Raw genomic sequence first — 24,966 nt, 5'->3', positions numbered from 1 at the left:
CATGTCGATCCGCATTGAAGACGTTTCGAAGAGCTATTCGTCGTATCCGGCGCTCGACCGCGTGTCGCTGGAGATCGAGGACGGAGAATTCGTCGCGCTCCTTGGCCCCTCGGGTTCTGGCAAGACGACCCTCCTGCGCGTGATTGCCGGGCTGGAGGAGCCGGAAGCCGGCCGCGTCTGGTTCGGCCAGCGCGACGTCACCGACACGTCGGCCGCCTCCCGCGGGATCGGCTTCGTCTTCCAACATTATGCGCTGTTCGGCCACATGACCGTTGCGCAGAACATCGCCTTCGGGCTGACCGTCATGCCGCGCGCCTCGCGGCCGTCGAAAGCGGATGTCGGCTCGCGGGTCGAGGAGTTGCTGGAGCTCGTCCAGCTTCCCGGCCTCGGCGCCCGCTACCCGAGTGAACTGTCGGGCGGCCAGCGGCAGCGCGTGGCGCTCGCCCGGGCGCTCGCCCGCAAGCCCAAGATCCTGCTGCTCGACGAGCCGTTCGGAGCGCTCGACGCCAAGGTCCGCCGCGAGCTTCGCGGAGCGCTCCGCAGCATCCACGACGACCTCGGCTTGACGTCGATCTTCGTCACTCACGATCACGAAGAAGCCTTCACCCTCGCCGACCGCGTTGCCCTGCTCAACACCGGCCGCATCGAGCAATTCGCGGTCCCCAGCGAAGTCGAAAACGCGCCGGCGAGCCAGTTCGTCCGGGATTTCCTGGCTTAGGGTTCTGCTGCGGGAGCTAGAGGCAGCTTCCGACCCATTGCGGACATAGGAGTATCCGGTACGCTCGGGTCATGCGGACAGGTAGGAAAGTGGGCCTGGGATGCGTCACCATTCTCGCCTTATGCATATTCGGCGCATTCGCACTTAACTCCGTAGATAGTCGCGAGATCGGCAGGACGAACCCTCAACGAGCGGCCAACTATCGCCCGCCTTGGTTCAACTTTTCCGAAACGTATACCAAGGGCGCGGCTCTCGGCGTGACAGTCGGCTCCACGAAAGCAGAGGCTATTGAGGCAGCCGAACAAGCTGGACTAATCGTTCAACCGGTCTGTTGGGGTGATGATCGAGCTGGTGGCGCAACCTTGTACGAGCGCGCCGAATTACTGGCCGTAATGCTTCGTCAGTCGAAGCTTTGTTTCTCCTACCCCAGCAAGCCGGGGGGAATGATTGTCGATTTTCACGATGATCGCGTCAGATCCGTCGAAGTCTATTACGTCAACTTCGAAGCTATTTGAGTTGTGGCGTGGTGGCAGCATTCCGCCCAAAGCGGACATTAGGCGCTTAGAGCCCTCTTACCTCAGCCCTTCTTGTCCGCCGTGAAGTAACCGATGCCGCCGCCGACGATGGCGCCGAGGATCGGGCCGATGAACGGGAGCGGGATGGCCACGAGCGCGCCGATACCGGCGGCGATCGCGGTCCGCTTTGCGCGTGGGTCTTCAAGCATCGCTGTCTCCTTCGCTGGTGTGTTATATAGATAACACACGGTTCTGTCCATTGCCGATGCTTCGGTCGAATTGCTAGCGGGAGTCCATGCGGGGATTGAAGGTTGCGGTAGCGGGTTGCGGGCCTTGCGGGCTAGCAACTGCACTGCTGCTCTCAAGGCAGGGTCATAGGGTTGCGCTATTCGAGCGGTTCGACGCGCCGCGCCCGATCGGCTCCGGACTGATGATCCAGCCAACCGGCCTCGCCGTACTGGATAAGCTCGGCCTTTCCGAGCGTCTCATTTCAGAGGGTGCTCGGATCGAGCGACTGTTCGGGACTGCTGGACAGAGAACCGTTCTCGACGTTCGTTACGAGTGGCTTGGACCCGGGGACTGGTTCGGGGTCGGGGTCCACCGGTCGACACTGTTCGATGTCCTGCACGATGCTTTGGTCGATGAGGGAATCCCAATCCTGACGGGAACGACGATCAGTGGCAGCCGGCTGGAAACCAAGGGACGGCGGATCATCTTTGAATCCGGCGGTGCGAGCGAACCTTATGATCTTGTAATCGATGCCTTGGGAACTCGCTCATTGCTCGCCGAGCCGTGCGGTCGTGAGCTTGCCTACGGCGCGCTCTGGGCGACGCTGGATTGGCCCCACGGCGCCGGATTCGATCTGGCTGCGCTGCAGCAACGGTACCAGCGATCGAAGATCATGATTGGGCTCCTGCCAATCGGAATCGGTCGAAGCGGGCAATCGAAGGCGGCCTTCTTCTGGTCATTGAAATGCGACCAACTCGATCAATGGCGAGCGGCAGGCCTCGACGCGTGGAAGGCCGACGTCCGCTCGCTTTGGTGGGAAATGGATCCGGTCCTCGACCAGATCATAGACGCGGAACAACTCACGTTCGCGCGATACTCGCATCGAACCCTCAGGCGATCCGCGGAGCCAGCACTCATCCACTTGGGCGATGCATGGCATTCCGCCAGCCCGCAGCTCGGGCAAGGCGCCAACATGGCAATGCTCGACGCCTGGTCTTTGGCTCGGGCCCTTGAGCGCTCCGCGAACATGGACGAGGCGCTCCGTGTCGCTGTGAAAATGCGAAGGCGGCACATTCAGCTTTATCAGTGGCTGACGGCAATCTTCACGCCGGTCTATCAGTCGGACAGCCGCGTCTTGCCATTCCTCCGCGACCGCATCGTGGGGCCACTATCGAAAATATGGCCCGCGACGTGGATTCAGGCGGCCATGGTTAGCGGGCTCATCGGAAATCCGCTCCCGGGATTAGGTCTCGATGCCGGATGTCGCGCGCCCTAGCCGGACGGGGCAATTACTTCTTCTTCGCCCCGGACTTCTTCGCTGCAGGCTTCTTCGCCTTCGCGGGGGGTTCGTCCTTGCCCAGCGCGTCCATGCTGCGGCGGGCGACGTCGAGGGCGAGCTGCCACATGGCGGTGCCGCTTTCGACGCCCGACTTGGCGGCCGACTTGATGTCGTCCGCAGCTTCCAGCGCGAGCGCCTGAGCCTTCTTGGGGTTGCGAAGGGCGGCGGCGGCGGCGACCAGGGTTGCCGCGACCACTTCGGCGGTCAGCGGGTTCTTCGCGACCTTCTTGGCGCTCTTCACGACCTTGGCGACCTTGGCCTTCGGGGCCGCTTTCTTCGCTTTGGCTTTCGGTTTCTTCGCTTTGTCCTTGGTCAAGAACCCCTCCCTGATCGAGTGCTTTTTCACGTTAGCGTCACACGTTTGTAACACCGCTCTGTTTCAGATCGGCGACAGCAATCACGTGGCCTGATACTAGCAGCATCATGCCGCGACCAGCGCATGCGAGGAAAATGGCGACGCAAGCTCCAGCCGCGCCGTCCGAGGCTCCAGCCCCGGCCGCACCCAATGTCGCCCCGGCCGTGCCGGAAGCCCGCTATTTCAACCGCGAACTGAGCTGGCTGGCGTTCAACCGCCGCGTTCTGGAGGAGGCAGCCAACCCGCACCATCCGTTGCTGGAGCGGCTGCGGTTCCTGTCGATTTCGGCCAGCAATCTCGATGAGTTCTTCATGGTTCGCGTCGCCGGCCTGAAGGCGCACCAGATCCTCGGCGTCGAGGAGAGGTCGGCGGACGGGCTGACGACGGCGCAGCAGCTCTCCGCGATCGAGGCCGAGGCCGACCGGCTGGTCGAAAGCCAGGAGGAAGTCTGGCGCAGCCTGCGGACCGCGCTTCACGAGAACGAGGTGACGGTCGTCGGTTCCGAACCGCTCGACGCCAAGGCGGAAGCGTGGCTCGATTCCTACTTCCGCGAGCAGATCTTCCCGGTGCTGACGCCGCAGGCGATCGACCCGGCCCACCCCTTCCCGTTCATTCCCAACCGCGGCTTTTCGCTCATCTTCGAGCTGAAGCGCGGCAAGACGCATATTCGCGAGCTGATCATGCTGCCGGCGGGCGTGCCCCGCTTCATCCGCATCCCCGGCGCGGACGCGCGCTACATCGCGCTGGAGACCCTGATCCGCCGCCGGACGGATTATTTGTTCCCGAAATACGAGCTGTTGCGGCAGGGCGCGTTCCGGATCCTGCGCGACAGCGACATCGAGATCGAGGAAGAGGCGGAAGATCTCGTCCGCTACTTCAGCACCGCCATCAAGCGCCGCCGCCGCGGCCGCGTGGTGCGACTGGAGATCGAACCGGACATGCCGGACGTGCTGATCCGCTTCGTGAAGGAAGGCCTCGGCGCGCAAAACGCGATCATCTCGGAAAGCAGCTCGCCGGGCATGGCAGACCTTTCGGCGATCGTCGAAGAGGACCGGCCGGAGCTGAAGTTCCCGCCGTTCGATCCCCGCTTCCCCGAGCGCATCCGCGAGCATGGCGGCGATTGCTTCGCGGCGATCCGCGAGAAGGATTTTCTGGTTCACCACCCGTACGAAAGCTTCGAGGTGGTGGTCGAGTTCGTCCGCCAGGCCGCGGCCGATCCCGACGTCGTCGCAATCAAGCAGACGCTTTACCGCGCCGGCAAGCAATCGGCGATCATGCGCGCCCTGATCGATGCGGCGGAAGCCGGGAAATCGGTGACCGCCGTCATCGAGCTAAAGGCCCGCTTCGACGAAGAACAGAACATCATGTGGGCCAATGCGCTGGAACGCGCCGGCGTGCAGGTGGTCTACGGCTTCGTCGACTGGAAGACACACGCCAAGGTGTCGATGGTCATTCGCCGCGAGGCCAAGGGCTATCGCACCTACTGCCACTTCGGCACCGGCAATTACCACCCGGTCACGGCGCGCATCTACACCGACGTCAGCTACTTCACCGCGGACCCGCGCATCGGCCGCGACGTCGCCAAGCTGTTCAATTACATCACCGGTTATCTGGAGCCGAAGAACCTTCGCCAGCTGGTCATCTCGCCGGCCGGGATGCGCGCCGAGCTTCTCCGGCTGATGGACGCGGAGATTGCGGCGGCGAAGGCGGGCAAGCCGTCGGGCCTGTGGGCGAAGCTCAATTCGCTGGTCGACCCGATGATCATCGACAAGCTCTACGAGGCGAGCCAGGCGGGCGTGCCGATCGACCTTGTCGTGCGCGGCATCTGCTGCCTTCGGCCGGGCATCCCCGGCATGTCGGAGAACATCTCGGTCAAGTCGATCGTCGGGCGGTTCCTGGAACATGCGCGCATGTGGTGCTTTGCCAACGGGCATGCGCTGCCGCATCCACAGGCCAAGGTGTACATCAGCTCGGCCGACTGGATGCCGCGCAACCTGGACCGACGGATCGAATATATGCTGCCCATCGAAAACCCGACGGTCCACGCCCAGCTTCTCGACCAGGTGATGGTCGCCAACCTGATCGACAATGAGCAGAGCTGGCGGCTGCTGCCCGACGGCACCTACGAGCGGCTGACGCCAAAGCCGAACGACGCCTTCAATCTGCACGAATATTTCATGAGCAACCCGTCGCTGTCCGGCCGCGGGCAGTCGCTCAAGAAGGGCCGCAGGGTGCCGAAGCTGCGCTTCCAGCGCGGGCGTTAGGAGACGGCGTTGGCGCGAAAGCCCGTTGCGGTCGTCGATATCGGGTCCAACTCCGTCCGGCTCGTGGTCTATTCCGGCCGCCAGCGCGCGCCCTCGCCGATCTTCAACGAAAAGGTGATGGCGGGGCTTGGCGCCGGGCTTCGCGGCAACGGGCAAATGTCGCCGGAGAGCGAGCAGAAGGCTCTGTCGGCGCTGTGCCGGTACAAGCTGCTGCTTCGCCACATGGGCGTGCGCGAGGCGAAGGTGGTCGCAACGGCGGCTGTCCGCGACGCTGCCAATGCGGACGACTTCATCGCCTCGGTAAAGGCCATCGGCCTGCCCTGCGAAGTGGTGAGCGCCGAGGATGAAGCGCGCTTCTCGGGGCTTGGTGTTCTATCCGCGTTTCCCGGAGCCTCCGGCATCGTAGGCGATCTCGGCGGCGGCAGCCTGGAACTGATCGAGATCGGCAATGACGGCCCCCGCCCGGGCCTTTCGCTTCCGCTTGGAGTGCTGCGCGTCGAACGCAGCAAAGCGGGCGAGAAGCTGGTCCGAGACATCCTCAAGAAAGAGGTAAAGAAGACCGGCCTCGACAAGTCCGGCCGCGGCCAGCCGTTCTACATGGTGGGCGGGTCTTGGCGTGCGCTCGCCAAGATCGACATGATCGCAACCGACTTCCCGCTCCCCGCAACGCACCATTACCGGATCAAGCCGGAGCGCGTCGCCGAACTGCGCAAGATCGCGGAGAATCCTGCCACGTTCGAGGGCCTGCTCTCGTCTGCCCGCCTCGCCAGCGCCCCTGTCGCCGCAATGGTCCTCGAACGGGTCGTCGACGAACTTCAGCCGAGCGAGCTGATCGTCTCGGCCTTCGGGCTTCGCGAGGGCCTGCTTTACGCCGACCTGGACGCGCGTGCGCGAAAGCTCGACCCATTGATCGAGGCGGCCCGCGACGCCGGCGGCGCGGAGCATCGCTTCGGACAGCACGGCGACCTGCTCCACGACTGGATTGCGCCGCTTTTCGAGGACGGACCGAAGATGGAGCGGCTGCGGCGCGCATCCTGCCTGCTCGCGGACGTCGCCTGGCAGGCAGCTCCCCCGTTCCGGGCCGATCGCGGCGTCGAGATGGCGCTGCACGGAGACTGGACCGCCGTCGATGCCGCCGGCCGCGTGATCATGGCCCAGGCGCTCACGTCCAATTTCGGGCGCGACACGCTTCCCGACTGGCGCCTGACGCAATTGGTGAAGCCGGAGCTGCTGCTCCGCGCCCATTGCTGGGGCCTCGCGATGCGCCTCGGCCAGCGACTCAGCGGCGGCGTTGCCTCGGTGCTGGAACGGACTCACCTCAATCTCAGCCGCACGTCGGTAACGCTTTGCGTTCCGCATCGGAACGAGGCGCTGGCCGGCGACGCGGTCCGCCGCCGGCTGCAGCGGCTCGCCGAAGCGTTCGGCCGCAAGGCGGAAGTCGCAACCTTCGTCTAGCCTGGCGTGTACTTGCCCACGGAAGTCGGTCTAGGCACGAACAATGGCGGCAAGCGACACCAACGATCTGCTCGTCCTCCGGCGCAAGCCGCGCATCTCCGGCTGGCTGAGCCTTGGCTGGCGACTGGCGATCATGGCCGGGCTGCTCGGTGCCCTGATCCTCATCCACTGGATCGAGCGTGACGGCCTGAAAGACAGCAAGGACGGCGTCGTCAGCTTCCTCGACGTCATTTATTTCACCATGATTAGCGCGACGACGACGGGATACGGCGACATCGTTCCCGTTACCGACCGGACCCGGATGTTCGATGCGCTGGTCGTCACGCCGATCCGCATCCTCTTCATCCTGATCCTCGCGGGCTCCGCTTATTCGTTCGTGGCCCGGCGTTCCTGGGAAAGATTCGTCATGAAACGCATCCAGCAATCGCTGAAGAACCACATCATCGTCGCCGGATACGGCACGAAGAACCGCCGGGCGGTGCAGGAGCTGATCGACCTCGGCGCAGCGCCGGGCTCGATCGTCGTGATCGACACCAACGAGGCCCGGCTCGCACTCGCCAAGGAGCTTGGCTGCATCGTGTTCAACGCCGATGCGGCACGCGACGAGACCCTGCGCGCCGTGCACGTCGAGCGCGCGAAGCTGGTCATCATTTCGGCGGGCCGCGACGACACATCGATCCTGATCTGCCTCACCGCACGCCACCTCGCGCCGGACGTGCGCATCAGCATTGCCGTCAACGAGGAAGACAATGAGCAGCCGGCAAGGCGCGCCGGCGCGGATGTCGTGGTCAATCCGCTCGACTTCGCCGGGCTGTTGCTGGCGACGACCCACGCGGGCCACCACATCGCCGACTATCTCGCCGACCTCGCATCGATGAAGGGCAAGGTCCGCATCGTCGAGCGCGATGTCCGGCCGGAGGAGATCGGCAAGGCGTTGAAAGATATCACCAACGGCCTTGGCCTCCGGATCATTCGCGACGAAACACCCTATGGCTTCTGGCGGCCGCAGGTTCAGAGCCTGGAAGCCGGAGACGTGATCATGGAGATTTGCCCGACCGGGAAATAGGTGCCGACAGCCGTGGTGTGGCCTTCGCGCCTGCCTCCGGCTAGGAGCCTGCCGCATGGGGGCCCTGTCTTCACAAGAACAGATCGTCGTAGAACGCGCCGCAGCCGAGCCGATGCTAGACCAGGTCCTCGCCTGGGCTGCGGTCAATAGTGGGTCGCGCAATCTCGACGGGCTGGCGCGAATGGCCGGGCTGCTCGGCGACGCCTTCTCCAAGCTTCCGGGCAGTGTCGTCCTGGTCGACGCGGCGCCAGTCGACGCAGTCGATGCTGCGGGCAAGACGATCGGAATTGCGCACGGGCAGAATCTGCACCTGAAAGTCCGGCCGGAAGCGCCGGTGCAGCTGCTCTTCACCGGCCATATGGATACGGTCTTCGCGATCGACCACCCGTTCCAGGAAACGCGCTGGCTGGATGACGAGGTGATCAACGGGCCCGGCACCGCCGACATGAAGGGCGGCATCGCGGTCATGCTTGCGGCACTGAAGGCCGTCGAGGCGAGCGGCGTTACGAACCTCGGCTACGAAGTGATCATCAACAGCGATGAGGAAGTCGGTTCGCTCGGCTCCGCTCCGCTGATTGCGGAAACCGCGCGGGGCAAGAAGGCCGCTCTGACTTATGAACCCTCGGCACTCCCGGATGGAACGCTTGCGGGTGCACGGCCCGGCAGCGGCAACTTCGCGATCACCATTCGCGGGCGCTCGGCGCATGCCGGCCGAAATCCGGATGATGGCCGCAACGCCGTCCTTGCCGCGTCCGATCTTGCCCTTCGGTTCGAGAAAATGCGCAGGGCCGGACTGACGGTGAATCCCGCCAAGATCGACGGCGGATCGCCGACCAATGTCGTTCCCGACCTCGCCATCCTGCGCGTGAACCTGCGACCGGCAACGCCCGAGCTCGAAGCCGAAGCCAACGACATGATCGCCGCCGCCATTGCTGCCGTCGCTGCCGAGCGCGACGTGCACATCGACATTCACGGCGGCTTTGCCCGCCCGCCGAAGCCTATGACCCCTGCCGCAGAAGCCTTGTTCGGACTGGTGAAGCAGGCCGGTGCAGATCTCGGCCAGTCGATCGGCTGGCAACCGAGCGGCGGCGTCTGCGATGGCAACAACATCGCCGCCTGCGGCGTGCCCGTCGTCGACACGATGGGCGTGCGCGGCGGCAAGATCCACAGCACGGAGGAATTTCTGATCGTCGAAAGCTTGAAAGAGCGCGCGGCCTTGTCGGCGCTCACCATCCTTCGCCTGGCCGGTGGTGCGGCATGACATTCCGTGTCCGTCCCGCGACTCCTGACGATTTTGCGGCCATCTACGAAATGGCCAAGCTGACCGGCGGCGGCTTCACCAACCTCCCGCCCGACCGCGCGACGCTGGTGCAGAAGCTGGCACGTTCCGAGGACAGCTTTTCGCGGACGGAGGACAGCCAGTCCGACGACCTCTACGTCTTTGTCCTCGAGGACCCGAAGGCCGGGATCATCCGCGGCACCTGCCAGGTGTTCGGCCAGGTCGGCGTCCGCCAGGCGTTCTACTCCTATCACGTCAGCACGCTGACCCAGACCAGCCCCGAGCTCGGAAAGACGTTCCGTAACCAGATGCTGACGCTGACGACGGACCTCGAAGGTTCGTCGGAAGTCGGCGGCCTGTTCCTGCATCCGCAGGCGCGCGCCGGCGGATGGGGCTCGCTGATCGCGCGCAGCCGCTATCTCTTCATCAAGCAGCATCGCGCCCGCTTCGGCGACCGCGTCCTCGCCGAGCTGCGCGGAGTGATGGACGAAGCCGGCAACTCGCCCTTCTGGGACGGTCTCGCCGGCCGTTTCTTCGACATGACTTTCCCGGAGGCCGACGAGTTCAACGCGGTTCACGGAACGCAATTCATCGCCGACCTGATGCCGAAGACACCGATCTACGTCTCGCTGCTGAGCGAGCAGGCGCGCGCCGTCATGGGCCTGCCCCATCCGACCGGCCGAGCGGCGCTGCGAATGCTGGAGGAAGAGAATTTCGTCTTCGACCGCTACATCGACATCTTCGACGGCGGCCCGACGGTCACCGCGCACACCGACGATATCCGGACAATCGACGAATCCGACGAGGAACTGATCGAGGAGATAGCGCCCGGCGGAAAGACCAGGATGCTGCTGGCATGCGGCCGCCTGAAGGATTTCAAGGCCTGCCTCGCATCGACGCGGCGCGCCGGCCGCAAGGGCCTGTGCATCGACCCGGAAGCGGCAGAATTGCTCGGCGTGAAAAAGGGCGACACCGTTCTCGCCGTGAAGCGCTGATGGCTCTTCGTGAAATCAACTTCGACGGGATCATCGGGCCGTCGCACAATTACGCGGGGCTGAGCTTCGGCAATCTCGCCTCTACGCGGAACGCGGGGCAGGTCTCGCAGCCCCGCGCGGCCGCCCTCCAGGGCCTCGACAAGATGCGCGCGAACTTGGCGCTCGGCCTCGTGCAGGGGGTTTTCGTGCCCTTGTCCCGTCCGAACCGGGACTGGCTTGCGTCGCTTGGGACGACGTATGAGGAATGCGAGCAACCGCTCGCCGCGGCGGCCATGTCGGCCTCGGCCATGTGGGCGGCCAATGCCGCAACGGTTTCGCCCGCTCCCGACACGCGGGACGGCCGCACGCATCTAACCGTCGCCAATCTCCGCACCATGCCGCATCGCAGCCACGAATGGCCCGGCACGCTGGCACAGCTACGGGTCGCGTTCGGCAACGATCGTCATTTCGCCGTCCACGATCCGGTCCCGCCGGCGTTCGGCGACGAAGGTGCCGCCAACCACATGCGGATCGCCTCGAAGCATGACGAGCCGGGCCTCGAGCTGTTCGTCTACGGGGTAGCGGGCGGCGCCTTCCCCGCACGCCAGCACCTGCAGGCGTCGAAGGCCATCGCAAGGCTTCACGGACTCGATCCCGAGCGCGCATTGTTCGTCGAGCAATCGGAAGCGGCCATCGCCGCTGGCGCGTTCCATAACGACGTCGTCGCGGTCGCCAACGAGAACGTCCTGTTCGCGCACGAACTGGCCTTCGCGGATCGCAGCAAGGTCGTCGCGTTCTGCGAAGAGCGACTGTCCAGCTTCGAACTGGTCGAAGTCCCGGCGGCGGAGGTGCCGATCGGCGACGCGATCGCCTCCTATCTGTTCAACGCGCAGCTGGTTACGCCGCCCGACGGCGAAATGACCCTGGTCGCCCCCAGCGAAGCGCGCGAGACGCCGACCGTCTGGTCGTGGATCGAACGCCACATCGCAGGCAACGGACCGATCCGTCGCGTCGAGGTCGTCGACGTGCGCCAGTCGATGGCCAATGGCGGCGGCCCGGCCTGCCTTCGCCTTCGGGTGGTCGCCGACCCCGAGACCGTCGATCCCCGCTTCATCGTCGACGACGCCAAGCTCGATCGGCTGAGTGAAGTCGTCCGGCAGGACTGGCCGGTCGAAATCGACAATGCCGACCTCCAGAGACCGGCGCTGGTCAGCGACGTCGAGCGGGCCCGGAGCGCGCTGCTGGAAGAGCTCGATCTGACCGACCTCAGCTGAATCCCGAAAAGAGACAAATTCGCCCCTTAACCGTATCGTAACCCTGTTCTTTAGCGCGGGAACGGCTCAAAACCGTGACTGACTCGTTCAGGTGTTAATGATTGCGATGCTGAAAAAAGTCGGTCGACTCTTTACCATCAAAACCCGGACGGAAGCCTGGCTGGTGACCTACGCGATCGCGGTCGGTGCCGTCGAACGAGCCCGCCACTACCTTGAACTTTATCCCGGCAATTCCGGCGTCCTGCTGGCCATCGCCTGCACCGGCGTCGTGTTCATTGCGGGCGCCAAGTTGTTGGACTCGGTGCGGCCTGTTCCAGCGGTTGCCAGGGTCGCACGCATTACGCCGCCGCTGCGACGCCAGCGCTATGAAGCTATTCGTAATCGACCCAGATTGCGCCCGACGCGTTCCGGTTCAGGATTACGGTCTTCACTTCACACAGATTGACGCCGTTCCAGACGACTGTGCCGACGCCCTCCAGCGTGGCCTGGATGTCAAATGCGCAGTCGGGATCCGAAAACTGAACGCTTCCGCGTCCGCCCGGTGAGGGCGCATTCCCCAGCGCCTTCCAGCCTTGCGTGCCGAAACGGCGGATCGTGAGGTTGGTCATGTTGAGCCCGGTCTGGTTGACGACCGAGAAGCCCGATGCACCCTGTGCCGCCGCGGGCGAAGGCACCGCAACGGCCACAAGGGCAATCAGGAAAGCAAACTTGATCATGCGGGCAATATAAACGCGCTCGCGTTAACGCGAAATACCGGACGTCAGGCCGCCTGCAGCTCCTGGTAGCTGTTGCGCGAGCTCCAGCCGACGACGCTTGGCGAATTGCCGCGCATGTAGGCTTCCTGGAGCGGGAGCGCCGTCCCGCAGAATGCGCACTCGGCCAGCATGCGGCCGATGTGCCAGTGGGTTCGCCCGCAACCCGGGCAGTGGTTTACTTCATTGTCCCGGTAAACCGCATGGTATCCGCGGTTCGCCGGATTGAACGGATCGCGGCGGGACTCGATCGAATTCAGCATCGTCTTTCCTTCCTGCCTCTCCCCAAACCAACGACGGTGAGTCGTTATGTTTCCGCGATAATCCGCGATTGCGGCGAAATTGTCGCGTGCCTGCAACAACTTGTGTCAGTGCGGGACAGATTCGAAGGTGAGTGAACGGCCCTGTGGATATTAACTAAACTTTAGGGATCGACACGCATCGTGCGCTTGTGGGGAGGGAGCCTGCGGGGAGGCGTGGACGATGGAGTCGAACGAGCGTTATTACCGGCGTCGGGCCGTTGAAGAGCGAATGGCCGCGCAAAGGGCGATCACCGAACAGGCCCGCGAATGGCACGCCAAGCTGGCGGCCGATTTCGCCGAACGAGCGCAAGGCGTGATTGCCGCGAGCGCCTAGACGCTCCGGAAGATCCGACAACTATCGAGATGCCTCGCCGCTCGGTGAGGCATTTTTTTCGCCCGCAGCACCAGGCCGCCAGCCGGCGGGCGTCACCCGCCAGACCGCATTGCCGACGTCGTCGGCAATCAGCAGCGCTCCGAACCGTTCGACGGCAACTCCGACCGGGCGGCCCAGCGTCTTCTTGTTCTTCGCATCGAGGAAGCCGGTGACGACGTCGACGGCCTTGCCTGACGGCTTGCCGCCCGCGAACGGCACGTAGACGACCTTGTATCCGTAGAACTTGCGGCGGTCCCAGCTGCCATGCTCACCGATGAAAGCCCCTCCCTTGAACTGCGGCAGGAGGTCACCAGTATAAAATGTCAGCCCCAGCGGCGCGACGTGCGAGCCCAGAGCATAATCCGGCACGATGGCGCTCGCGACCTTGGCCGGGTTTTGCGGACGCACGCGCGGGTCGAGGTGGCGGCCGTAATAGGAATAGGGCCAACCGTAGAAGCCGCCGTCGCGAACCGACGTCAGATAATCGGGCACCAAATGAGCACCAAGCTCGTCGCGTTCATTGACGACGACGTAAAAGGTGTTCGTCCCTGGGTAGAAGGACGGGCTGTTGGGATTGCGGAGCCCAGTCGCGAACTCTCGCGCGAGGCCGGTCTTGCGATCGATCTCCCACACCGCGGCCCGGCCAAGCTCGGCGTCGAAACCATTCTCCACGATATTGCTGTTCGAGCCGACCGTTGCGTAGAGCTTCGAACCGTCCGGGCTCGCCACCAGGCTTTTCGTCCAGTGATGATTGATCACGCCGGCCGGGAGCGGCGTCAGCATCCGACCCGGACCCGAGACCTTCGTCTGCCCGGGCGCAAAGGGATAGGCCACCACGCCGTCCGTGTTCGCGACATACAGCGTCCCGTCGACCCAAGTGACGCCGAACGGCGCATTGAGGTTGTCGAGCAATGTCGTCTGCAGCTCCGGCTTTCCGTCGCCATTCGCGTCGCGGATGAGGCTGATCTCGCTCTTCGGCGAGGGACCGCCGAGATTGTCGGCCTTGCCGATGACGAAGCCGAAGATCAGGTCCTTGGGCCGCTTCACGGGTTCACCCGGCGGCGCCGACTGGACGGCCAGGATATCGCCGTTCGGAAGGACGTAGACGAAGCGCGGATGGTGCAAACCGGTAGCCAGCGGCTGAATCTTTAGACCGTTGGCGACAGTCGGCTTTTGCCCCGCCGACCAGCCGGTTCCCGCAGCGACGTTCATCGGCGGGATCAGGAACTGGGTCGGCTTCGGCAGCACCGGATTCGGCCCGATCTGCGTATTGTCGTCGAAATCGGGGTCGCTGCAGCCGGCGAGAGAGGCCGCAAGGAGGCCAGCGATCAAGAGCCGGTTGGTCATGCGGTCCTCCGCGACGCAGCGCCGAAGAAGACGGCGACGATCATCAGCACAGTGGTGACGCCGGACAGGATGATCCCCTCCGGAACGACCGACGTCCAGCCGTCGCGGCTGTGAACGAAGGCGTTGATCAGGCCGAGCACCAGCGCGACGATGGTAACGATCCCGTGCCAGCGGACGCTGCGCCTCGCGCGATCGCGGCGATGCGCGAACCATTCAATCAGACCCAGCAGCACCGCAAAACCGCCCGCCACAAGACCGGCGGTGATCAGCCAGACCGAGAAGAACGGCCACAGAAAGTAGGTCGAGCGGACGTATGCAATGTCGAACAGGAAGGCGAGAAGGAAGTAGGCGACAGGCATCGAGCCTAACAGCGCATGGAGGGTTTCCATTGCGCCCGGGCGCGCTCGAGCAGTGCTTTCCTCGGGGATACGATCGGCCATAGGTTCGCCTTCGCAACTGACGCGCGCACTACGACCGGACGGCAGAACAAGTTCCATCAACAACATTTGTTGAGACGCAGTCGAACCCTGTTAGCATCGGCCATCACGGGTGTCGGAGAATCGCCATGCGAACGTTTCCCTTCTGCCTCTTGGCCTTTGTCGTCCTGTCGCTCAGCGCTTGCGCCCCCGTTGGGCCGCCCCCCGCATTCTACGATTATTCGGGCCCGCCGCCCGCCGGCCGCCACGGCGATCTCATCCGTTACAAGGCGCTTCCGAACGCTCCTGTCGGCAGCCGCGCCTATCGCGTTTTGTACAAGACGACGGCGGAAGACGGGACGGTGATCCCGGTGTCCGGGATGGTCGTCATTCCCAACACGGCGGCACCCGCAGGCGGGCGGCCGGTCGTCGCCTGGGCCCATCCGACCACCGGGGTCATCCCCCAGTGCGCGCCGTCGATATCGACTCTCCGCTACCTGATGATTCCGGGCCTCGATGCGATGCTGAAGGCCGGATACGCCGTTGCTGCGACGGATTATCCGGGTCTCGGCGCCGGAAGCGTCCATCCGTTTCTCGACGGAGTGAGCGAGGCGCGCGCAGTCCTCGACTCCGTGCGCGCAATCGGCGCAATCCCCGGCGCCGCAACCAACGACCGCTTTGCTCTGTGGGGCCATTCGCAGGGCGGCCAGGCGGTGATGTTCGCGGCGCAATTGGCGTCCAGCTACACGCCGGAGCTCAAGCTGGCAGGCGCCGCCGCCGCGGCCCCGGCCACGGACCTGGCCCAGCTGTTTCGAGACGATCTTGGGACGACCGGCGGCAATAATCTGGCGGCGCTGACCTTGTGGTCGTGGAGCCGCGTCTACGGCGCCTCCTTCTCGAACGTCGTCGTTCCGTCCGCCGTCCCAGCGATCGACACCATCGCCGCCCGTTGCCTGGACACCGTCTTTTCGAGCTCGGCCAAGAAGAAGGCGGACGTGTCTCTGTCGCAGGCTTACTTCACGGTCCCCGACATCACGCGCGTAGAGCCGTGGAAGTCGATCATTCTTCGTAACACGCCGGGCGTGCTGCCAAGGTCGGTCCCGCTATTCCTGTCGCAAAGCACGACGGACGAGGTCGTCCGGCCATCGGTGACCTTCGCCTTTGCTCGGAAGCAGTGTGAGGCGGGACGCACGGTAGACCTCGACGTGATCACCGGCGTCACTCATGAGTGGACGGCGATCAAAACGGCGGATGCTGCCTTTCGATGGCTCCAGGACCGGATGAATGGAGTGCCGCCGCTGAGCGATTGCGGGCGTTTGCCCTCGATCGAAGCCGACCCGGCAAAGGCATAGGGAAAATGGCGCGCCCGGAACGATTCGAACGTCCGACCCTCAGATTCGTAGTCTGATGCTCTATCCAGCTGAGCTACGGGCGCGCGGCCGAGTGAACGGCAGGGGCGCGACATAGGGGGCTGTTGGCGGAGTGGCAACCCCACGATTGCTAGTCCGCGGCAGCGTCCCTAGAGCTTCGCCGATGCGGACCCGCATTCTCCTTGCGCTCGGCCTTCTCGGCGCAGCCAGCGCCTGTTCGACTCCGGATGCGACCTATCCCTCGCTGGCCCCGCGTCCGCAGGAAGCGATCGATCCGCGCGTGCCCATTCCCAACGTGGTTCGAGTCGATCCAGCCGACCCGAGCCTGTCGGCGCACCTAGCGGGGCTGATCGACCAGGCGCAGTCCGGCGACCAGGCGTTCCAGGCCGCCGCCGCCAATGCCGAGCGGCTGGCAAGCAGCGCCGGGCCGCAGCCAAGCGAGAGCTGGGTCGCCGCACAGCAGGCTCTCTCGGCAGCCCAGGAGGCGCGCGGCCCGACAGTCCAGGCGCTCGGCGATATCGACGGCATCGCCGCCGCCGCGCTTCAGAAGCAGGGCGGGATTCCGGCCGGCAACCTCGCAGCCATCCAGGCGGCTGCCGACAAGGTCGCGGCAATCGACGATGCCGAAGCGAGCCGCATCGACGCGATCGAGAAGCGCCTAGGGCTTTAGGCGAGCGCGGCAGCCCTCGCGGCTGGCCATTCCGAAGCGCCGATCGCATAGACGATTACCGGATTGAGCTCGGGCGGGACATCGGCGCTCTGGAAATCCATGTCCTTTCGCCTCGTCATCCGCAGCCGCTTCATCAGGCCCTGGCTGGCTTCGTTCTGCTCGACAGTCAGCGCGACGACATGCGGAGCGCCAAACGTGTCGAAGGCGAGGTCGAGGCTCGCGATGGCCGCTTCCTTGGCGTAGCCCTGCCCCCACGCGTCCTCGCGCAAACGCCAGCCGACCTCGAAGTCGCCCGGATTAGGCGCGCCTTCGCTGTTGACGCGCTTCAGGCCGCAAAAGCCAAGCAGCGCCCCGTCCGCCTTGCGTTCGACGATCCAGAAGGTGTGGCCGAACTCGCGCTGGTACCGCTCGATGCGGCCGAAGGCGGCCTCGTGCCAATCGCGCGTGCGAACCCCGCCAAGCCAACGCATCACCGGTTCGGTGTTGGTGTGCAGCATGAACGCGTCGAGATCCTGCAGGTCCCAGGTCCTCAGGCGGAGGCGCTCGGTTTCAATCGCGGTTTCAGTCATTTAGCGCCCTCACGCCGTCGACGATTGCCTCGATCGCTTCGTCGACATGCTCGACGTGGGTACGGAAGCAAAGAATTGCACAGCGGATCAGGAAGGTGCCGTCGATCCGCGTCCCGCTCATCATCACGCGCCCTTCCTGTTGGAGATGCTTGAGCAAGCGCTCGGTGAATTCGTTCGCATCGCCGGTTTTCGGCAGATAGCGGAAGGCGACGACGGAGAGGTCGGGCGGTGGTCCGGGGTCGAAGCCTTCGATCTCGGACAGGCGCCGGTGGAAGTAGCGGGCGAGCGCCAGCTTTTCCGACTGGGCCGCGCGGAATGCTGCCACGCCTGCGATCTGCAACGGCAACCACAGGCGCATCGCCCGGAAGTGGCGGGTCAGCTCCGGCGACAAATCGGCAGGCGACGGCCCAACCTCGGACTCGCCGAGTGGGCGGATATATTCTCCCGACGCACTGAAGGCGTCGGTCAGGTGGCGTCCATCGCGGACCAGCGCCGCGCCGGTGCCGTAGGGCAGGAACAAGGTCTTGTGCGGATCGAGCGCCACGCTGTCCGCCTGCTCGATCCCGCGCAGCAATTCGCGGCCCTCGTCACAGAGCGCAAACAGGCCGCCATAGGCCCCGTCGACGTGCATCCAGGCGCCATACTTCCGGCAGAGTTCGGCAATCTGGGGAAGCGGATCGACCGCGCCGGTGTCGACGGTGCCGCCTGATGCGACGACCAGCCAGGGCCGGATGCCATCGCGGACGTCTTTCGCCAGCGCTTCCTCCAGCGCCGCCGCCGACATGCGAAGCGCTGCGTCCGTCGCAACCTGCCGGCGCGGGGAGCGACCCCTGCCCGCAATGTGCAGCGCCTTGTCGACGCAATAATGCGCGAACCGGGTGGTGTAGACCGCCCCGCCGCCATCCGGATCGCGCGCTTCGCGGGCGGCGACGATGGCCGTCAGGTTGGCGATGCTCCCGCCCGACGTCAGGGTCCCGGCGGCGGTGTCGGGAAAGCCAACGACGCTCGTCAGCCATTGCGTGCAGGCATTCTCGATGCGGACCGCCCCGGGGCTGGCCGACGCGAAACCGGCATATTTGTTCGAGGCCGCCGCGATCATGTCGCCGAGGGCGGAATGGAACAGCCCGCCGCCGGGAATGTAGGCCATGAATCGCGGCGATGTGGTCGCGAAGCCGGGACGGTCAACACATTCGGCGATGTAGTCGAGCACCCGCGCCGGATCGCGGCCCTGCTCGGTGAATTCCGGGTCCAGCCTCTGCGCAAAGACCTCGGACCAGGGCCTATTGGTCGAGGCCGTCCCAATCTGATCGTGATAGGCGAGGATGTGCTCCAACGCCTGGGTTCCGAGCTGGCCGCGCGCGTCGGCGTCCGGCTCCAGCGGTGCTGCCGCCGTCCGCAGTCGTTCGAGCTCGACGCGGAGCTCGTCCGGCATCAGCCCTGAATCAGCCGCGCAACGTCGAGCGCGTGGTAGGTGAGGACGCCGCTGGCCCCTGCCCGCTTGAAGGCCATCAAGGTCTCGAGGATCAGCGCATCGCGGTCGCCCCCACCCGCCGCCGCCGTGTTCTCGATCATCGCATACTCGCCGCTCACCTGGTAAGCGAAGGTCGGCACGCCGAACGTGTCCTTCACTCGGGCGACGACGTCGAGATAGGGCAGTCCTGGCTTCACCATCACGAAGTCAGCACCCTCGGCCAGGTCGAGCTCGACCTCCCGCAGTGCTTCCTCGATGTTCGCGGGGTTCATCTGGTAGCCGCGCTTGTCGCCTTTCAGTCGGCCGAGCGAGCCGACCGCCTCGCGGAACGGACCGTAGAAGGCGGACGCATATTTCGCGGCATAGGCCATGATCGCGACGTTCTGGTGCCCGCCGTCCTCCAGCGCGGCGCGGATCGCGGCGACGCGGCCGTCCATCATGTCCGACGGGGCGATGATGTCCGCGCCCGCTTCAGCCTGAACGACCGCCTGGTCGACGAGGATTGAGACGGTATCGTCGTTGATGACCCAGCCTGACGCGTCGATCATGCCGTCGTGGCCGTGCGAGGTGTACGGATCGAGCGCGACGTCGGTCAGCACCCCGATCTCCGGCACCGCATCCTTGATCGCCTTGGTCGCGCGGCAAATGAGGTTGTCTTGGTTCAGCGCCTCGCGGGCATCATCGGTGCGCAGCTCGTTCGGCGTATTCGGAAAGAGCGCGATGCACGGAATGCCGAGGCTCGCCGCTTCCTTCGCCTTGGCGGTGATGCGATCGATGCTCCAGCGGCTGACGCCCGGCAGCGACCCGATCGGCTCCTCGCAGCCACTGCCCTCGCAGATGAAGAGCGGCAGGATGAAGTCGCTCGGATGCAGCCGGTTCTCGGCGAGCATGTCGCGCATCCACGGGCTCGACCGGCCCCGGCGCATGCGAAGTGCTGGGAAGGAAGACATGGCGCGCAGATAGACTGGGAGCGCGGGGGAAAGAAAGGGCGCGCCGAACATTGAGCCTCGCAATGACCAAAACGCTTCCGAAACAAGCCATTCTGATCGTCAATGCCGGCAGCCGCCGCGGTGCTGACCTGTTCGAGGAGGCGCGCGACAAGCTGACGGCGGTGGGGATCGAGCTGCTCGACGCCAAGAAGTGCAAGACCGCCGCGACGATGGACAAGGCGGTGAAGGCCGCGCTGAAGAAAGCGCCGATGGTCATCGTCGGCGGCGGCGACGGTTCGCTGTCGTCCTTCGTCGACCATTTCATCGGCACGAACGTCGTCTTCGCATTGCTGCCGCTGGGGACCGCCAACAGCTTCGCGCGAACACTTGGCATCCCCCTCGACCTGGACGGCGCGATTGGCGTGATCGCCAAGGGCGAAGCGCGGAAGATCGACGTCGGCTGCATCAACGGCGACTATTTCCTCAACGCCGCAGCGATGGGCCTCGCCCCGAAGGTCGCGGAAAGCGTCCCGCACGGGTTGAAGCGCAAGCTCGGACGCCTGGGCTATCTCGTTTGGGCGGGCTGGTCGGCGGCCAACTTTCGTGCCTTCCGCGTCAAGCTGGAGGACGGGAAGCGAGCTTTTCGCATGTGGGCGACCGAGGTCCGCATCGCCAACGGCCGCTACCACGGCGGGATCGAGCTGATCGAGAACGCCGACCTCAAGAGCGGCGAGATCGTGGTGCAGGTCGTAACTGGGCGAAGCGTTGCCAAGCTCGGCTGGAGCTATCTCGCCTCGGCAACCAAGATGAAGGCACGGCACCAGACGGTGCGGGAGTTCGTGGCCGAGAGCTTCACACTCAGTACCAGGCCGCGGATGAAGGTCTCCATCGACGGAGAAATCGGCGAGGAAACTCCGTTGGAGATCAGCGCCTTGCCAGATGGCGTGATCATCGCGGCGCCACGCGACTAGCCGGCGGGCGTGAGCGCCCCGCCCGGCTCGCGAACTGCATGCGCATGTTCGACGCCCTCTTCCGCATCCGGCTGGACGTCCATCCGCGCCTTTCGCCAGCCCCCCTTGAAGTAATATGCAACCGCCAGGAGCATGTTAACCGTCGATGCCACCGGGAAACTGGTCCACAGGGCATCGGCGCCAAGCCAGCCGTAGGTGGCGAAGATCCAGCCGAAGCGGACGCCGACCAAACCCACGGCAAGGATGATCAGAGGCGCCCACACCGCGCCGTTGGCTCGAACGGTGCCGAACAGCACCATCGTCACCCCGAACAGAACGAAGTTCCATGTCGCGAGCATGTGAATGTGCCGTGCAATCGGCAGCGCCGGGCTGTCGGTGCCCATGAACAGCGCGAGCACCACGCGATCCGCCAGCGTCAGCGCGACGATAAGCCCGGCGGTGATTAGCACGGTGTAGATGATCCCGGAGCGGGTGATGGCGTTGACCCGGTCCCATCGGCCGGCACCGATATTCTGCGCGGTCATAGCGCTGACCGCCGCGCCAAGCGCCATCGCCGGCATCTGGACATATGTCCAAAGCTGCATCGCCACGCCGAACGCGGCGGTGGTGTCCACGCCCTCGCGGTTGACGAGGCTGACCAGGGCGAGTGCGGACATCGAGATGACGACCATCTGGATGCCCATCGGCAGGCCTTTAGTGACGATCGTCCGCAGGATCGTGAAATTGGGCCAGAGGTAGCAAAGCTCCCGCCCGCGCAGGCGCAGCGGCAAGTCTTTGACGTACATGTAGGCCAGCAGGCCGATCAGCGCTGCATAGTTGGCGATCAGTGTCGCGGTCGCGGCGCCGGAAATGCCCATCTCGGGCGCGGGACCGAGCCCGAGAATGAAGACGGGGTTCAGCCCGCTGTCGAGGATGACCGCGACGATCATGAACCACAGCGGCGTGAGACTGTCCCCCGCCCCGCGCAAGGCCATCATCAGCAGGGTCAGTAGCAGCAGCGCCGGCATGGCGAGGAAGATCACGCGCAGATATTCGAGCGCGAGCTGCTCCGCATCACCCGGCGTTCCGAGTGCGTGAAGGATGGCCGGAGCAAGCAGCCAGCCGGCAATCGCGATCACGATGGTAATCATCCCGAACGCGCCGGCGGCAGTTCCGAAGATCCGCCGCGCCTCGTCGACGTCCTTTCGGCCCCAGTACTGACCGATGAGGATGGTCGAGGCCATGCCGAAGCCGAACACGAAGGCCGTCAGCAGGAACATGACCATGTTGGCGTTGGACGTCGCCGCAAGCGCGTGCTCGCCGAGGAAGCGGCCGACCCAGATCGCGTTGATTGTGCCGTTGAGCGACTGAAGGATCGAGGACGCCAGGGTCGGAAGAGCGAACTTGAGCAGGGTCGGCCCGATGCTCCCCTGCGTCAGGTCGCCGCGCTCTGCCGATGCTGCGTCCGCCATCAACCCTCCACGCGTCCCTGCGAAGCTAACCCAGTCTCTCCAACGCAGCGCGGTAGCGTTCCGCTTCCGCCGACTTCTCCGCATGATCCGCGCGCGCCTTTTCCACCGCTTCAGGCTTGGCGCGTTCGGCGAATTGCGGATTGGAAAGACGGGCAGCCAGGCTGTCGCGCTCCTTCTCGGCAGCCGCGACGGCCTTGGTAAGACGACCGCGCTCCGACTCGAAGTCGACGACGCCTTCAAGTGGGAGTGCAATTGTCCACCCTCGGACTACAATTTGGACTGAGTTAGGCGGTGCAGACTCGGCCAGCGATGGCTCGGCGATTTTCGCCAATCGAGCGACTGACTTGTCCTCCTCCAGCAGCTCAAGGAGCGTGGTATCGTAGTGCTCGGACATGACCACGACCGGCTTCAACGTGACCGACCACGGAATTGACAGTTCAGACCGTGCAGCCCTGATTTCACGGATGACATCGATGGTCGTTTCGACGAACCATTTATTCAGTTCGTCCAAGTTTCGATGAACTTCTCGCCCGGTTTGCTCGGACATGTGCTGCATCGCCACATCGAGCTCGGCTTGCTGCGGATGCAGCCCGACTTGAGGGTTCGGCCATTTGGCGACGATCAAATCGTACGAGCGCTCATTCGCGTTCCACAGCTCTTCGGTGACGAAGGGCATGAACGGGTGGAGCATGACGAGAATCTGGTCGAACGCCCAGGCGGCGACGGCCTTCGTCTCCTGGTCGAACGCGCCCTTCACTAGTTCCACGTACCAGTCGCAGAACGTGCCCCAGACGAAGTGGTAGATGGCGTCGGCCATTTCGTCGAAGCGCAGCTCGTCGAAGGCAGTGTCGAGCTTCGCGAGCGTCTCGACGACCTCGCCGATGATCCAGCGGTTGACGGGTAGCTCGGCGGCAGGCGCGGCGATGCTTTGCGATGCGCCGACGCCGTTCATTTGCAGGAAGCGCGCGGCGTTCCACAGCTTGGTCGCGAAGTTGCGGTATCCCTCGACGCGCTTCTCATCGAGCTTGATGTCGCGGCCCTGACTTTCCATCGCCGCCAGCGTGAAGCGCAAGGCATCCGCGCCATATTTGTCGATCAGGCCGAGCGGGTCGACCGTATTGCCCTTCGACTTGGACATCTTCTGGCCCTTGGCGTCGCGGACCAGGCCGTGGAGGTAGAGCGTCTTCCACGGGCGCTCGCCCATGAACTCGAAGCCCTGCATCGCCATGCGGGCGTCCCAGAAGAAGATGATGTCGAAGCCGGAGATGAGCACGTCGTTCGGGTAGTGCCGCTTGAGGTCGTGCGTCTCCTCAGGCCAGCCGAGCGTGGCGAACGGCCACAGGGCAGACGAGAACCAGGTGTCGAGCACATCCTCGTCCTGGCGCAGCTCCACGCCTCCGCCAGCCTGCTGTTGTGCTTCTTCAAAAGTTTCCGCGACGAAAACGTTGCCCGATGGATCGAACCACGCCGGGATGCGGTGGCCCCACCACAGCTGGCGGGAAACGCACCAGGGTTGGATGTTTTCGAGCCAGTTGAACCAGGTCTTCTTCCAGGTCTCCGGAACGACCGCGATGTCGCCGGAGCGCACGGCCTCGATCGCCGGCTTGGCGAGCGTTTCCGCGTCGACGTACCACTGGTCGGTCAGCATCGGCTCGATCACCAGCCCCGAGCGGTCGCCGAAGGGCTGCATGATCAGCTTGTCCTCGACCTTGACCATCAGGCCCTCGGCGTCGATGTCGGCGACGACAGCTTTGCGGGCGTCGTAGCGGTCGAGGCCGCGATATTCCTCCGGAACGAGATTGAGCGCGTCTACCTCTTCCGCGCTCGCCATCGCGCCCCTAGCGATTTCGACGGCGCGTTTCGCAGACTCCTCGTACGACGGCCCGTCGGCGCGCATGTGCGCGGTGCCGTCCATCAGGCGGTACATCGGGATGCCGTTGCGCTGGGCGACGCCATAGTCGTTGAGGTCGTGCGCGCCGGTGATCTTCACCGCGCCGGAGCCGAAGTTCGGGTCCGGATAATCGTCGGTGATGATCGGGATCAGGCGGCGATGCTCCTTCGGCCCGACCGGGATCTCGCAGAGCTTGCCAACGATGGGCCGGTAGCGCTCGTCGCCCGGGTGCACCGCGACGGCGCCGTCTCCGAGCATCGTCTCCGGCCGGGTGGTCGCGATCGAGATATAGTCGCGTTCTTCCTGGAGAGTGACGTTCCCGTCCTCGTCCTTCTCGACGTAGGTGTAGGTCTCACCGCCCGCGAGCGGATATTTGAAGTGCCACATGTGGCCCTGCACTTCGCGGTTCTCGACTTCGAGATCGCTGATCGCGGTCTGGAACTTGGGGTCCCAATTCACGAGACGCTTGGCGCGATAGATGAGCTTGCGGTTGTAGAGCTCGACGAAGACCTTGATGACGGCCTTCGAAAAGCCCTCGTCCATGGTGAAGCGTTCGTTCGACCAGTCGCACGACGCGCCGAGGCGCCGAAGCTGGCGGGTGATCGCGCCGCCCGACTGCGCCTTCCACTCCCACACGTGCTCAAGAAACGCCTCGCGGCCGATCTCGGCGCGCTTGACGCGCTGGCTTTCGAGATTGCGCTCGACGACCATCTGCGTGGCGATGCCGGCGTGGTCGGTGCCGACCACCCACAGAGCGTCCTTGCCGCGCATGCGCTCGCGGCGGGTCAGGACGTCCTGCAACGTATTGTCGAGCGCATGGCCGATGTGCAGCGAGCCCGTGACGTTGGGCGGCGGCATGACGATTGTCCACGGTTCCTCATCTGGCCGTTCGGGCCGGAAGAGCCCCTCGGACTCCCAATGCTCGTACCAGCGCTGCTCGATCGCGGACGGATCGAAGGTCTTCGGCAATTCGCTCATGCGCGGCGG

The 24,966-nt window shown here is 64.7% G+C and carries 24 protein-coding genes and 1 tRNA gene; 13 read left to right on the top strand and 12 right to left on the bottom strand.

From position 1 onward, the window contains the following. The first annotated feature begins 1 nt into the window (after position 1). Positions 2-718 carry a sulfate/molybdate ABC transporter ATP-binding protein gene (locus ABD928_RS12395; protein WP_345169220.1) on the top strand — a complete coding sequence of 239 codons (717 nt, stop codon included), beginning with the start codon at positions 2-4 and terminating at the stop codon, positions 716-718. 71 nt (positions 719-789) lie between these two features. Next, positions 790-1,233 carry a hypothetical protein gene (locus tag ABD928_RS12390; RefSeq protein ID WP_345169217.1) on the top strand — a complete coding sequence of 148 codons (444 nt, stop codon included), beginning with the start codon at positions 790-792 and terminating at the stop codon, positions 1,231-1,233. A 62-nt stretch (positions 1,234-1,295) separates the two neighbouring features. Here ABD928_RS12390 and ABD928_RS12385 read toward each other — a convergent pair whose 3' ends face one another. Next, complete coding sequence (locus tag ABD928_RS12385) at positions 1,296-1,442, bottom strand: hypothetical protein (RefSeq protein ID WP_187714987.1); 147 nt, start codon at positions 1,440-1,442, stop codon at positions 1,296-1,298. A gap of 86 nt (positions 1,443-1,528) precedes the next feature. Between ABD928_RS12385 and ABD928_RS12380 the strand changes: the two genes are divergently transcribed. Next, positions 1,529-2,737, top strand: coding sequence for an FAD-dependent oxidoreductase (locus tag ABD928_RS12380; protein WP_345169214.1), 1,209 nt, complete (start codon positions 1,529-1,531; stop codon positions 2,735-2,737). A gap of 13 nt (positions 2,738-2,750) precedes the next feature. Here the strand turns inward: ABD928_RS12380 and ABD928_RS12375 are convergent, their stop codons facing one another. Next, positions 2,751-3,116 (bottom strand): hypothetical protein, encoded by a 366-nt coding sequence (locus ABD928_RS12375; protein ID WP_345169211.1) that lies wholly within the window; start codon positions 3,114-3,116, stop codon positions 2,751-2,753. A gap of 134 nt (positions 3,117-3,250) precedes the next feature. Between ABD928_RS12375 and ABD928_RS12370 the strand changes: the two genes are divergently transcribed. The 6 genes from ABD928_RS12370 to ABD928_RS12345 are packed head-to-tail and all read left to right on the top strand — an operon-like array spanning position 3,251 to position 11,467. Further along, complete coding sequence (locus tag ABD928_RS12370; protein WP_345169209.1) at positions 3,251-5,419, top strand: RNA degradosome polyphosphate kinase; 2,169 nt, start codon at positions 3,251-3,253, stop codon at positions 5,417-5,419. A gap of 9 nt (positions 5,420-5,428) precedes the next feature. Continuing rightward, on the top strand, positions 5,429-6,874 hold the full coding sequence (locus ABD928_RS12365) for a Ppx/GppA phosphatase family protein (protein ID WP_345169206.1): 1,446 nt from the start codon (positions 5,429-5,431) through the stop codon (positions 6,872-6,874). Positions 6,875-6,917: 43 nt separating this feature from the next. Continuing rightward, positions 6,918-7,940 (top strand): potassium channel family protein, encoded by a 1,023-nt coding sequence (locus tag ABD928_RS12360; protein ID WP_187714989.1) that lies wholly within the window; start codon positions 6,918-6,920, stop codon positions 7,938-7,940. A 55-nt stretch (positions 7,941-7,995) separates the two neighbouring features. Beyond that, positions 7,996-9,201 (top strand): hydrolase, encoded by a 1,206-nt coding sequence (locus tag ABD928_RS12355; protein WP_187714990.1) that lies wholly within the window; start codon positions 7,996-7,998, stop codon positions 9,199-9,201. Continuing rightward, positions 9,198-10,214, top strand: coding sequence for an arginine N-succinyltransferase (locus ABD928_RS12350; protein ID WP_187714991.1), 1,017 nt, complete (start codon positions 9,198-9,200; stop codon positions 10,212-10,214). Before ABD928_RS12355 ends, ABD928_RS12350 begins: the two co-directional genes overlap by 4 nt. Then, positions 10,214-11,467 (top strand): N-succinylarginine dihydrolase, encoded by a 1,254-nt coding sequence (locus ABD928_RS12345; RefSeq protein WP_345169200.1) that lies wholly within the window; start codon positions 10,214-10,216, stop codon positions 11,465-11,467. Before ABD928_RS12350 ends, ABD928_RS12345 begins: the two co-directional genes overlap by 1 nt. Positions 11,468-11,838: 371 nt before the next feature. Here ABD928_RS12345 and ABD928_RS12340 read toward each other — a convergent pair whose 3' ends face one another. Together ABD928_RS12340 and ABD928_RS12335 are read right to left on the bottom strand one after the other, a co-directional pair. Beyond that, positions 11,839-12,183 (bottom strand): hypothetical protein, encoded by a 345-nt coding sequence (locus tag ABD928_RS12340; RefSeq protein WP_345169197.1) that lies wholly within the window; start codon positions 12,181-12,183, stop codon positions 11,839-11,841. 44 nt (positions 12,184-12,227) lie between these two features. Continuing rightward, positions 12,228-12,482 carry a hypothetical protein gene (locus ABD928_RS12335; protein WP_187714993.1) on the bottom strand — a complete coding sequence of 85 codons (255 nt, stop codon included), beginning with the start codon at positions 12,480-12,482 and terminating at the stop codon, positions 12,228-12,230. A 220-nt stretch (positions 12,483-12,702) separates the two neighbouring features. Between ABD928_RS12335 and ABD928_RS12330 the strand changes: the two genes are divergently transcribed. Beyond that, complete coding sequence (locus ABD928_RS12330; protein ID WP_187714994.1) at positions 12,703-12,855, top strand: hypothetical protein; 153 nt, start codon at positions 12,703-12,705, stop codon at positions 12,853-12,855. Between the two features lie 21 nt (positions 12,856-12,876). Here the strand turns inward: ABD928_RS12330 and ABD928_RS12325 are convergent, their stop codons facing one another. Further along, on the bottom strand, positions 12,877-14,241 hold the full coding sequence (locus tag ABD928_RS12325) for a PQQ-dependent sugar dehydrogenase (RefSeq protein WP_187714995.1): 1,365 nt from the start codon (positions 14,239-14,241) through the stop codon (positions 12,877-12,879). Beyond that, on the bottom strand, positions 14,238-14,681 hold the full coding sequence (locus ABD928_RS12320; protein ID WP_187714996.1) for a DUF2231 domain-containing protein: 444 nt from the start codon (positions 14,679-14,681) through the stop codon (positions 14,238-14,240). The genes ABD928_RS12325 and ABD928_RS12320 overlap by 4 nt, the downstream gene beginning before the upstream one ends. Before the next feature lie 125 nt (positions 14,682-14,806). Between ABD928_RS12320 and ABD928_RS12315 the strand changes: the two genes are divergently transcribed. Further along, the gene (locus ABD928_RS12315) at positions 14,807-16,009 is read left to right on the top strand and encodes an alpha/beta fold hydrolase (protein WP_345169193.1); all 1,203 of its coding nucleotides are present in this window, start codon (positions 14,807-14,809) and stop codon (positions 16,007-16,009) included. A 6-nt stretch (positions 16,010-16,015) separates the two neighbouring features. Here the strand turns inward: ABD928_RS12315 and ABD928_RS12310 are convergent. Then, a tRNA-Arg gene (locus ABD928_RS12310) sits at positions 16,016-16,092 on the bottom strand. Between the two features lie 98 nt (positions 16,093-16,190). On the opposite strand from ABD928_RS12310, the gene ABD928_RS12305 reads away from it, so the two are divergent. Continuing rightward, on the top strand, positions 16,191-16,697 hold the full coding sequence (locus ABD928_RS12305; protein WP_187714999.1) for a hypothetical protein: 507 nt from the start codon (positions 16,191-16,193) through the stop codon (positions 16,695-16,697). Here ABD928_RS12305 and ABD928_RS12300 read toward each other — a convergent pair. From ABD928_RS12300 to hemB, 3 genes are read right to left on the bottom strand one after another with little or no spacing between them, the layout of a single operon-like run. Further along, entirely contained in the window at positions 16,694-17,266 is a 573-nt protein-coding gene (locus ABD928_RS12300; RefSeq protein WP_187715000.1) for a GNAT family N-acetyltransferase, read from the bottom strand. The two genes, ABD928_RS12305 and ABD928_RS12300, sit on opposite strands and share 4 nt — an antisense overlap. Beyond that, a complete protein-coding gene (locus ABD928_RS12295; RefSeq protein WP_187715001.1) occupies positions 17,259-18,698 on the bottom strand; it encodes a pyridoxal phosphate-dependent decarboxylase family protein in 1,440 nt (479 codons plus the stop codon). The genes ABD928_RS12300 and ABD928_RS12295 overlap by 8 nt, the downstream gene beginning before the upstream one ends. Continuing rightward, positions 18,698-19,687, bottom strand: a complete 990-nt coding sequence (gene hemB / locus ABD928_RS12290; protein ID WP_187715002.1) for a porphobilinogen synthase — start codon at positions 19,685-19,687, stop codon at positions 18,698-18,700. The genes ABD928_RS12295 and hemB overlap by 1 nt, the downstream gene beginning before the upstream one ends. Before the next feature lie 62 nt (positions 19,688-19,749). Between hemB and ABD928_RS12285 the strand changes: the two genes are divergently transcribed. Continuing rightward, positions 19,750-20,637 carry a diacylglycerol/lipid kinase family protein gene (locus ABD928_RS12285; protein ID WP_345169187.1) on the top strand — a complete coding sequence of 296 codons (888 nt, stop codon included), beginning with the start codon at positions 19,750-19,752 and terminating at the stop codon, positions 20,635-20,637. Here ABD928_RS12285 and ABD928_RS12280 read toward each other — a convergent pair. Next, on the bottom strand, positions 20,634-22,088 hold the full coding sequence (locus tag ABD928_RS12280) for an MATE family efflux transporter (RefSeq protein WP_187715003.1): 1,455 nt from the start codon (positions 22,086-22,088) through the stop codon (positions 20,634-20,636). The two genes, ABD928_RS12285 and ABD928_RS12280, sit on opposite strands and share 4 nt — an antisense overlap. A gap of 25 nt (positions 22,089-22,113) precedes the next feature. Continuing rightward, positions 22,114-24,957 (bottom strand): valine--tRNA ligase, encoded by a 2,844-nt coding sequence (locus tag ABD928_RS12275; RefSeq protein ID WP_345169182.1) that lies wholly within the window; start codon positions 24,955-24,957, stop codon positions 22,114-22,116. Positions 24,958-24,966 lie beyond the last annotated feature (9 nt).

Origin of the sequence: Sphingomonas daechungensis (assembly GCF_039543105.1) — a bacterium.
Lineage (GTDB): Bacteria > Pseudomonadota > Alphaproteobacteria > Sphingomonadales > Sphingomonadaceae > Sphingomicrobium > Sphingomicrobium daechungense.
This window is presented reverse-complemented; position numbering and strand designations above follow the sequence as displayed.